The sequence below is a fragment of the Paenisporosarcina sp. P4_E4_2 genome, from assembly GCF_056401595.1.
In genome coordinates this window covers 1-10,876 of record NZ_JBFUJC010000078.1, presented here as the reverse complement: position 1 = coordinate 10,876, position 10,876 = coordinate 1, and the positions used below count along the sequence as shown (strand labels likewise).

10 protein-coding genes are annotated in these 10,876 nt (G+C 40.8%); all 10 read left to right on the top strand.

Annotated features, from left to right (window positions below):
- Positions 1 to 1,808: penicillin-binding transpeptidase domain-containing protein (locus AC1DSB_RS07985; protein ID WP_477586357.1), on the top strand; the 1,808-nt coding region annotated here is incomplete at its 5' end.
- Positions 1,809 to 1,850: 42 nt separating this feature from the next.
- The gene (mraY, locus tag AC1DSB_RS07980) at positions 1,851 to 2,822 is read left to right on the top strand and encodes a phospho-N-acetylmuramoyl-pentapeptide-transferase (protein WP_477586355.1); all 972 of its coding nucleotides are present in this window, start codon (positions 1,851 to 1,853) and stop codon (positions 2,820 to 2,822) included.
- Positions 2,823 to 4,175, top strand: a complete 1,353-nt coding sequence (gene murD / locus AC1DSB_RS07975; protein ID WP_477531323.1) for a UDP-N-acetylmuramoyl-L-alanine--D-glutamate ligase — start codon at positions 2,823 to 2,825, stop codon at positions 4,173 to 4,175.
- A 20-nt stretch (positions 4,176 to 4,195) separates the two neighbouring features.
- Entirely contained in the window at positions 4,196 to 5,278 is a 1,083-nt protein-coding gene (gene ftsW / locus AC1DSB_RS07970) for a putative lipid II flippase FtsW (RefSeq protein ID WP_016427771.1), read from the top strand.
- Positions 5,279 to 5,300: 22 nt separating this feature from the next.
- Entirely contained in the window at positions 5,301 to 6,092 is a 792-nt protein-coding gene (locus AC1DSB_RS07965; RefSeq protein WP_477531324.1) for a cell division protein FtsQ/DivIB, read from the top strand.
- On the top strand, positions 6,073 to 6,789 hold the full coding sequence (locus tag AC1DSB_RS07960; protein ID WP_477531325.1) for a DUF881 domain-containing protein: 717 nt from the start codon (positions 6,073 to 6,075) through the stop codon (positions 6,787 to 6,789). The genes AC1DSB_RS07965 and AC1DSB_RS07960 overlap by 20 nt, the downstream gene beginning before the upstream one ends.
- 343 nt (positions 6,790 to 7,132) lie before the next feature.
- Positions 7,133 to 7,852 carry a DUF881 domain-containing protein gene (locus tag AC1DSB_RS07955; RefSeq protein ID WP_342541839.1) on the top strand — a complete coding sequence of 240 codons (720 nt, stop codon included), beginning with the start codon at positions 7,133 to 7,135 and terminating at the stop codon, positions 7,850 to 7,852.
- A 3-nt stretch (positions 7,853 to 7,855) separates the two neighbouring features.
- The gene (locus AC1DSB_RS07950) at positions 7,856 to 8,212 is read left to right on the top strand and encodes a small basic family protein (protein WP_016427767.1); all 357 of its coding nucleotides are present in this window, start codon (positions 7,856 to 7,858) and stop codon (positions 8,210 to 8,212) included.
- A 111-nt stretch (positions 8,213 to 8,323) separates the two neighbouring features.
- Positions 8,324 to 9,616 (top strand): cell division protein FtsA, encoded by a 1,293-nt coding sequence (ftsA, locus tag AC1DSB_RS07945; protein ID WP_016427766.1) that lies wholly within the window; start codon positions 8,324 to 8,326, stop codon positions 9,614 to 9,616.
- Positions 9,617 to 9,655: 39 nt separating this feature from the next.
- Positions 9,656 to 10,831, top strand: coding sequence for a cell division protein FtsZ (gene ftsZ, locus AC1DSB_RS07940; RefSeq protein ID WP_016427765.1), 1,176 nt, complete (start codon positions 9,656 to 9,658; stop codon positions 10,829 to 10,831).
- Positions 10,832 to 10,876 lie beyond the last annotated feature (45 nt).

Below are 10,876 nucleotides of genomic sequence, written 5' to 3'. Positions count from 1 at the left end.
ATGAATGGCTTACTGAGAAAGCAGAAGAGAATTGGGATCGTGAAATTCCATTTTCACAGACAAGAGGCAACATTCGCGATCGTGATGGTGAATTAATTGTAGGAAGCAAGCTCTCACCGACGCTGTATTTTATGCCTGCTCAAAATGAAGATGTTGAGAGTGCTGCTGCAAAACTAAGCAAAGCTCTTAATATTGACGAAAATAAACTGGTTGAGCAGATGAGTAAAAAAACATTCCTAATAAAATTGGCGCCTGCAGGAAAGAATATAGAGCTCGGTAAAGCGATTGAAATCCAATCCTTAAAAATTCCTGGTTTATATACAGGGGTTGACTATGTTCGAGATTATCCCCATGATGAAATATTGTCTCGGTTATTGGGGTTCACTGGATACGWTCATGAAGGTCTAGCCGGTATTGAATATCAATACAATGAATTTTTGACATCGACAGAATCAACGCTCAGATTATTTACAGATGCAAAAGGCACTTCCTTGCCCCATGTAAATGACGAATGGGGGAAAGGAAAGGATGGTTCGACGATCGATTTGACGATTGATTTAGATGTCCAAGAAGTGATAGAAAGAGAATTATCCCAGGCAATGAAGAAATATGATGCTGATCAGGCGATGGGAATTGCCATGAATCCAAAAACAGGAGCGATTCTGGGATTAGCTTCGTTCCCGACTTTCCATCCTTTACAATATGACAAAGTGAGTCCTAGCGTTTATAATCAGAACTTGCCGGTGTCGATGACATTTGAACCTGGTTCAACTTTCAAAATAATCACGCTTGCAGCTGCTCTTGAAGAAGGGAAAGTGGATTTAAAAAAAGAAGCTTTTTATGATCCGGGGTATGCGATTGTCGAAGGCGCAAGGTTGCGATGCTGGAAAAGGGAAGGTCATAAGCATCAGACTTTTTTGGAAGTGGTTGAAAACTCTTGTAACCCAGGCTTTATTGAACTAGGTCAACGTGTTGGACGTGACAAGCTGTCGCAATACATACGTGATTTTGGTTTTGGGCAAAAAACAGGATCATCCATTGCTGGTGAATCCTCAGGAATTCTGTTTTCTAAAGGAAGTTATGGACCTGTCGAACATGCGACTACATCGTTCGGCCAAGGAATTTCAACAACACCCATTCAACAAGTTCAGGCAGTATCAGCTGCTGTCAATGGCGGTACTTTGTTTCAACCCTATGTTGTAAATCGAATTTACAATGAACAAACGAACGAAGTGATAAAGGAAAACAAACCAACGAAAGTAAGACAGGTTATTTCTGAAGAAACATCCAAACAAGTTCGTGAAGCATTGGAATCAGTTGTGGCGAACGGCTCAGGCCGAAATGCATTCCGCGATACGATGCGCATTGGAGGGAAAACAGGGACTGCTCAAAAGGCTGTTAACGGTCGCTATGTAGAAGGGCAATACATTGTTTCGTTTATTGGCTTTGCACCGGCTAACGACCCTGAAATCGTGGTATATATCGCCATAGATAATCCAAAACACGTGTTGCAGTTCGGTGGAGTTATTGCTGCACCGATTGTAGGACAAATCATTGAAGATAGTGCCCCTTTTATTGGATTCAAGAATTCTGCCAAAGATCAACTTGAAAAAGAGTATCGTTGGGGAGATGCAATGCAATTGCGAGTACCTGAACTAGTAGGTCTCGAGAAAAATAAAGTGATTAAAATGGAAGAGCCTTTCAGAATTGAATGGCACGGGACGGGAAATAAAATCATCTCCCAGCTTCCAAAAGCAGACAGTTTACTGTCTGTAGACGGTACGGTTCATTTATACTTAGGTGAATAATAGTAATAACGACAACCATCGTTTATTTGAAGGAGAATACATATGACACTCGCAACAACACTTATGATTGTAGGGATTGGCTTTGTCCTTACGATACTGTTAACTCCACTTTTCATTCCGGCATTAAAGCGAATGAAGTTTGGTCAAAGTATCCGTGAGGAAGGTCCTCAATCCCATATGAAAAAAGCCGGCACCCCTACGATGGGAGGGCTTGTTTTTATTGTTTCCATTGTCCTCACGACTCTAGGCGTTGCTTTTTATTTGGAAATGTTAACCACACAAACGATTGTTTTAGTCATCGTGTTTGTCGGTTTTGGCGTCATTGGCTTTTTGGATGACTTTATTAAAGTTGTATTAAAAAGAAATTTAGGATTAACATCCTTACAAAAATTGATTGGGCAAATCGTTATTGCCGTAGCCTCTTTCTTCTTGTTAAAGCAAGGTCCATTTGAAACTACAGTAGGTATACCGTTCACGGACTGGTCAGTTGATCTTGGCTTTGCCTATGTATTATTCATGGTGTTTTGGCTGGTAGGATTCTCGAATGCAGTCAATTTGWCAGATGGTCTGGACGGCTTAGTTTCAGGAACAGCCTCCATTGCTTTTACAACATTTGGCGTATTGGCCATGTATTACAATCAACAAGATATTGCGATTTTCGCGTTTGCCGTAACAGGCGCACTTCTTGGTTTCTTAATTTTCAATGCAAATCCTGCTAAATTATTTATGGGGGATACTGGTTCGCTCGCACTGGGTGGAGCTCTGGCGATGGTTTCGATTTTAGTTAAGCAAGAGCTTTTGTTGCTGCTTGTTGGGATCATATTCGTTGCAGAAACGCTGTCCGTAATTTTACAAGTCATCAGTTTTAAAACGACTGGAAAACGAATATTTAAAATGAGTCCTCTTCATCACCATTTTGAATTATCCGGCTGGTCTGAATGGAAAGTTGTCGTCGTCTTTTGGTCAACGGCATTCCTTGCAGCCTTTATTGTCGTTATGATGGAGGTATTATAAATGAAAAGCATTACACAATTTACATCAAAAAAAGTATTGGTACTGGGACTTGCAAAAAGCGGCGTCGCAGCTGCGGAGCTGCTCCACAAATTAGGTGCTTTTGTTACCGTCAATGACGCGAAACCATTTGAGGAAAGTCAAGATGCACAGAATTTATTGAGTAAAGGAATTACCGTCATTTGCGGAAGACATCCTGAGGATTTGCTGGACGAAGGATTCGAATATGTAATTAAAAATCCTGGTATTCCTTATCACAACCCGATTGTCAGTGACGCTATTTCCCGGGGAATACCGGTTTGGACAGAAATTGAACTTGCCTATTTAATAAGCGAGGCTCCGTTTATCGGCATTACAGGCTCGAATGGTAAAACAACCACTACTACCTTACTTTTCCATATATTGAATCAAGGTGGTCAAAAGCCATTAATCGCCGGCAATATCGGTACGGTAGCTTGTTCAGTTGCGCAAGAGGCACAGGCGGACCAAATCATCGTAACTGAATTATCATCATTCCAATTGATGGGTGTTGATCAATTCAAACCGAAAATCTCGATTTTGACTAATTTATATGAAGCCCATTTGGATTATCACGGATCTTTCGAAGAATATGGCGATGCAAAATTTGCAGTCACCAAAAATCAAACGTCTGAAGATATTTTCATTTACAATGCAGATCAACCAGCAGTGGTTAATTATGCAAGCAAAACTAAAGCAAAACTTTTGCCGTTTTCTACTAAAGGACGTCGTCAAGATGGAATCAGTGCGGATGCTGAACGTATCTATTGGCTCGGCGAACCATTCCTTGAAAGAAAATCAATTGCTTTGCCTGGAGAACACAATCTAGAAAACATTTTAGCTGCAGTTGCTACATCCATTTTAATGTCTTGTCCAAAAGAAACAATTGAGCATGTCTTGACGTCCTTTACTGGAGTAAAACATCGCACACAATTCGTACGCGAATGGAAGCAACGCAAGTTCTTCAATGATTCGAAAGCAACGAATACTTTAGCAACCAAGAGTGCGCTCGCAGCCTTCAAGGAACCTATCATATTAATTGCTGGTGGATTAGATCGCGGCCATTCATTTGAGGAAATGCGTGAGTATATGGGGAACGTGAAAGTTATCGTGACATTTGGAGAAACGGCTGAGCGTCTTATTGAATTTGCCGAATCATGTGGAGTTAAAGGTTTGGAAAAAGTCGAGAATATTCAACAAGCCGTTCATGTCGCAACTGAGTTATCAAAACCACATGATGTCATTCTGCTTTCACCAGCATGTGCGAGTTGGGATCAATATGCAAACTTTGAGTTGCGTGGAGACGATTTCATCCAAGCAGTCTTTCAAATCAACTAATAAGAATAACAGACGAAGGGATGCCAAAACTGCAGAAAAGACCGACAAATGTTTTTCTGTTTACTAGTTTACTATTAACTGTCATTGGCTATTTTTTTGTTTACTCTGCCGGCTCTTACTGGGGGAAAGTGCATTACCAAGACAGTTTGCCATTCTTCTGGAAACAGGCAATGTTCGGCACCTTGGGGATGTTATGTGCACTTGTTATGTCGAAAATGACGTTCCTGAGCAATCGAAAATTCTGGAAGATTGCTTATATTTTATCCATTCTTCTGCTTTTTTCGGTGTACATCCCCGGTCTAGGGATTGTAAGGAATGGATCCCAAAGCTGGATTCAAATCGCCGGTTTCAGCTTGCAACCTGCTGAATTCGTCAAGATTTCAGTCATTGGATTTCTAGCTTGCATGCTGGCACAAAAGTCTACTGGACTCAAAAGACGCTATGTTCAGCCCATACTGATTTGTTTGGTTCCCGCTGGAATCATATTGGTCCAGCCGGATTTTGGTTCAGCTTTTCTGTTAATTGTGGGTGGATTTTCCCTGTTGTTCATCGCGGGGTTTCCGGTGCGCTTCTTCGTTGGTATTGGGTCCATTGGCGTATTGGCTCTCGTTGGCTTGATCATTTCTGCACCTTACAGATTAAAGCGTATATATGCCTTCCTCGATCCATGGGAAGATGCATTGAATAGCGGTTTTCAAGGTACCCAATCTTTAATGGCGATCGGACCATCGGGATTGTTTGGTCACGGCTTCGGCCAAAGTCGACAGAAGTTCCTTTATTTGCCCGAACCACAAAATGATTTCATTTTCTCGATCATTGTGGAGGAAATGGGCTTTATCGGTGCTTTCTTGTTAATTGGGTTGTTCTGCCTGTTCTTGTACACAGGATATAGACTAGCCGTATTGGCGCCAACCAAAGTAGGTTTTTATGCGATTGCAGGAATTCAATCGATGATTGGTTTCCAAATATTTTTAAATATTGGGGTGGTCATTGGCTTATTCCCAGTAACAGGTGTAACATTACCATTTATTAGTTACGGTGGCTCATCTTTACTTTCAACCTGGCTCATTGTCGGGCTAATTCTACGATTTTCAAAAGACTGATAGATAGGAAGGAGTGAATAACGTGGATAAAATTATCGACATTGAAGACCGTATACCAACGCTGAGAGAGCGCAGAAAAAAGAGAACAAATCGCAAGTTCACGTTATTGCTCGTCTTTTTCCTATTAACTTTACTTGGTCTCCTCTATTTTCAATCTCCGTATAGTCACGTTCAAACCATTGTCGTAAAAGGGTCTAATTTAGCGACAAGTGACGAATATATTGATCGAAGTGGTATTCAAAAAGGACAATCCATGTGGGAAATCCGGACAAGTAATGCCGAAGAAATTTTACAAAAAAATGAATGGATTCAAGATGTCACAGTTAAGCGAAGCGGTTTAACGGCGGTAACAATTGAATTAAAAGAGTGGAAAAAAGCAGCCTATGTACAAACAGAAGATGGCTTTGATTTGGTACTTGAAAATGGAACTGTGTATCATACCTCTGAAAACATGGCGCCGGTCGATGCACCTGTATTAAGTGCGTTTGATAATCCAAAAGCATTGACTCGTATGGTGAAGGAACTTGCCAAATTAAACGGTGAAGTTTTGTCCATGATTTCACAGATAGAATCTGTTCCATCTAAGGCAGACCCTTACCGCATTCGATTATTTATGAATGACGGATTTGAAGTTAGGGCCGTAATTCCGTCATTTGCTGAAAAAATGAATTATTATCCATCAATCATTGCACAAATCGGTGAATCTGAAAAAGGTGTCATTGACATAGAAGTGGGATCCTTCTTCCAGACATATGTAGATATGTATAATCCACAGCCAAAGGAGGAGGAGGAAGTTGAAAAAACTCCAGAATAAGCCTAATCGTTCGGTTGTGAACAAACGTATTATTTTTTCTTTAGTGTGCCTAGTGCTAGGCTTTATTTTAGCCTATTCCTATAGTCTATCGAGCAGTAAAAAGATGAGCGGAGATCCTACCAGCAGCAAGTATTTTGAACATGAGGAACGCTACAGGGAAGACCTTATTCAGCAAAAAGAACGAAATAAAGAGTTGGAAACAGAATTAGTGGCGAGACAACAACAAGTTCGCGAGATTGAAAAATCACTGTCAGGAAGTGAAGAGCAGTACGAGAGTCTGATAGATGAAGCGGAAGATTTACGATTACTTCTAGGAATTCTTCCTTCCACAGGTGAAGGAGTAATAGTTCAACTTGAAGATGCCGAGTACGATCCAGCTTCAGTCAATCCAAATGACTATATTGTTCACGAAAGTCATGTATTCCAGGTGCTGAATGAACTGAAAATATCTGGAGCACAAGCAATAGCTATCAATGGACAAAGATTGCAAGCCAATTCGTACATAAAATGCAACGGTCCGGTCATAACGATTGATGGAAAACAGTTCCCTGCTCCATTCGTTATTGAGGCAATAGGTGATCCAACTGTATTAATGCCATCATTGAAACTCACTGGTGGTGTGCTAGATCAATTGCTTAATGATAATATTGTGGTAACAATCGAAGAAAAATCAAAAATACAAATGCCAGCGTTATAAGAAAAGCGGAAAGCGCCACTCTAGCCTGACTCCGGCGCTGGAAGACCCGATTCGAAGGCTTACTTTCGCATGAGGGTCTGAAGCTTAGGAGCGGGCTGGCGTTTGGAGTTAGACCTAGAAAAGCGGAAAGCGCCATTCTAGCCTGACTCCGGCGCTGGAAGACCCGATTCGAAAGCTTGCTTTCGCATGAGGGTCTGAAGCTTAGGAGTGGGCTGGCGTTTGGAGCTAGACCTAGAAAAGCGGAAAGCGGAAAGCGCCACTCTAGCACACCACCGCTACTTTTAGAATGGCATGGACAAGCAAGCATGGACAACCTCTTTACATGAAAGGAAGGAGCGGTTCAATGAAACAAGGTGTTTATGTCCGCTTCACGTTTATCTTATTAATTGTAGGTTTTATGGTTGCGGTACAATACAATACGGTACAAAAACCAGAATCACGGGATACGCGTGATATTTGGGAAATCAGGCAAGAGCTGTCGGCAGAAAAACAACTGCATTCAGAGCTTTTGTCAGAAATTAGAGATGTTAATGAAACCATCACAAAGTATGAAAATTTGCAGTCCGAGAGCCCTGCGCAAGCATTGAACGAAACGCTTGAAACGTTAAGAGCAAAAGCGGGTTTGACCGTAGTGACAGGACCTGGATTGGAACTGGTAATTGAACCTTCTTTGGAAGGAATTGCACTTGGTGACAATGTAACGGGTATCTCACCAGATTTACTCGCTCGCTTGCTTAATGAAATTAACCGTTTTAACGGGCATGCTGTTTCAATCGATGGGAAACGCATTATTCATTCCTCACCAATCAGGGATATTAATGGGCAGACGACAGTTAATAGTTTAAATGTCAGAACTCCGCCATTTAAAATTAGAATTGGAACGGAGACCATGGAAGATGCTGAAAAGCTATACAACCATCTACAATCTTCTATGATTGCGGACGACTTCTTTATCGATAATCTGACTTTAAAGATAGGCGAACCAAAAGAGCAAATAAGTATTCCAGCTTATGATCAGCCCATTGAAAATGACTACTTGAAAAATACATCGAAAGGGGACTAACATATGTGGCTACCATTACTAGGATTAATCTTGGGTATATCTCTCGGATTACTAACTGATATTCAAATCCCTTCGGTGTATGAAAACTATTTATCAATAGCAGTTTTAGCAGCGCTTGATACATTATTTGGAGGTATTCGAGCACAACTTCAACATGTATATGATGACAAAGTGTTCGTATCTGGATTTTTCTTCAATATTGCGCTAGCTGCGGGACTAGCTTTTCTTGGCGTACATTTAGGCGTTGACTTGTATTTGGCAGCTATTTTCGCTTTCGGAGTAAGACTATTCCAAAATATAGCAGTGATTCGACGGATATTATTGACAAGATGGACGGAAAGAAAAGGGACTATTGACTAAAAAACAGTCGAATAGAAGGAAAATTTACAACTTTTGACGATTTTACTTAGACAAGCTTGATAGAATGCAATAGAATGATGAGTAAAGAGTTGTTGAAGGAGGTGCCACGGATTGAATCAGACAGAATTATATGTTTCTCTCGATATTGGTTCTTCATCAATTAAGGTCCTTATCGGAGAGATGACGAACGGTTCCCTAAACGTTATTGGCGTTGGGAATGTAAAATCAAACGGAATTAGAAAAGGTGCAATTGTCGATATTGATGCGACCGTGCAGTCCATTAAAAAAGCAATCGACCAAGCTGAACGAATGATCGGAATGTCTATAAACGAAGTCGTGTTAGGAATTCCTGCAAATCAAGCCATGTTGCATCAAGTTAAAGGCGTGGTGGCAGTTAATAGTGAGAATCGTGAAATTACCGATGATGATTTAGATCGCGTGATAGACTCGGCCCAAGTGATGTCGATTCCGCCTGAAAGAGAATTAGTCAATTTAGTACCCAAACAATTTATTGTGGATCATCTGGATGAAATTAAAGATCCTCGCGGCATGATTGGTATCCGTCTAGAAATGGATGGAACAATGATGACGACATCAAAAACGATTTTACATAATGTTTTACGTTGTGTGGAGCGTGCGGGTCTTCAAATCCGTGAAATATATTTGCAACCACTCGCTTCTGGCTATTTTGCATTATCAGAAGATGAAAAAAATCATGGAACCGCATTCATTGATATTGGTGGCGGTTCAACTACGATTGCTGTCTTCCAAGATGGTCATTTAACACACACATCCGTATTGCCGGTCGGTGGGGATCATTTAACTAAAGATTTATCTATTGTTTTGAAAACACCAACTGAACAAGCGGAAAAAATTAAACATCAATATGGACATGCCTTTTATGATGATGCATCTGACGATGAATTGTTTGAAGTTCCTGTGATTGGTGCAGAAATGAAAGAACAATATAGTCAAAGATACATATCTGAGATTATTGGCGTTCGTTTAGAAGAGTTATTTGAATTAGTCTTAGAAGAATTCTATCGTATGGGTCTTCAAGATTTACCTGGTGGAGTGGTCATTACGGGTGGGGTTGCAAAATTAGAAGGGCTTTCCCAATTGGCTCGCCATATTTTGCAAACTCGCGTCAGACTTTATACACCTGAGTATATCGGAGTACGTGAACCGGGTTACGCTACAGCAGTCGGGTTAATACGCTACGCTTATATGGAAGATCAATTCTTTAACCGATTCGGTGGAAACAGTGCGTTAGGGCAACCAAAAAAACCTGAACAACATTCACCAGCTCCCAAAAAACAAAAACAGCAAACACAGACAAAAGAAGAAGACAAAGAAGGCGTGATGGGGAAAGCTCGCAAATTCCTCGATAAATTTTTCGAATAATAAACTTAGAGACTATTTGTAATTGAAGGAGGAAATGCGATGTTGGAGTTTGATACAAGTGTAGACCAACTTGCCGTCATCAAAGTCATTGGTGTCGGTGGTGGCGGAAATAACGCTGTAAACCGTATGATTGAACACGGAGTTAAAGGTGTAGAATTTATTGCAGTCAATACAGATGCACAAGCATTGAATTTATCAAAAGCAGAAGTGAAGTTACAAATCGGCGCGAAATTGACGCGTGGACTTGGTGCAGGAGCGAACCCTGAAGTAGGTAAAAAAGCTGCTGAAGAAAGCAAAGAACAAATCGAAGAAGCTTTACGTGGTGCTGATATGGTTTTCGTTACTGCTGGTATGGGTGGCGGAACTGGAACAGGTGCTGCACCTGTAATTGCACAAATTGCACGTGAAATTGGTGCTTTGACAGTAGGTGTTGTAACTCGTCCATTCACATTTGAAGGTCGTAAGCGTTCTACTCAGGCAATTGGCGGTATCGGATCGATGAAGGAAGCGGTTGATACATTAATCGTTATTCCTAATGACCGATTACTTGAAATTGTTGATAAAAACACACCGATGTTGGAAGCATTCCGTGAAGCGGATAACGTTCTTCGTCAAGGTGTACAAGGTATTTCGGATTTGATTGCCGTACCTGGTTTAATTAACTTGGACTTTGCTGACGTTAAAACTATTATGTCAAACAAAGGTTCTGCTCTTATGGGTATCGGTATTTCTTCTGGTGAAAACCGTGCTGCTGAAGCTGCGAAGAAGGCCATTTCAAGTCCTCTTCTTGAAACATCAATTGACGGAGCTAAGGGTGTTTTAATGAACATCACTGGCGGTTCAAACTTAAGCTTATTTGAAGTTCAAGAAGCGGCTGATATCGTTGCATCTGCGTCTGATGAAGATGTTAATATGATTTTCGGTTCTGTAATCAATGATAATTTGAAAGATGAAATTATCGTAACAGTAATTGCTACTGGATTTAACGAAGAACAAATTACTCATCGTACAACAAGAAGCGGTGGATTTGGTGCAGGGCGTGCTCAACAAGCTCAAGCTCCTCAACAACCACAACATGTTCCAACTCGTGAATCTAGACGTGAGGAAGCACCTTCTTACCAACAAGAAGCACCAAGAAGAGAGCAACAAACTTCACATCAAGAAGATACGTTAGATATTCCTACGTTCTTGCGCAACCGTCAAAAGAGAAACTAATAACGAAAAGTGAAGAAGAATATAAATTAGAAGCCCAACTTAAGT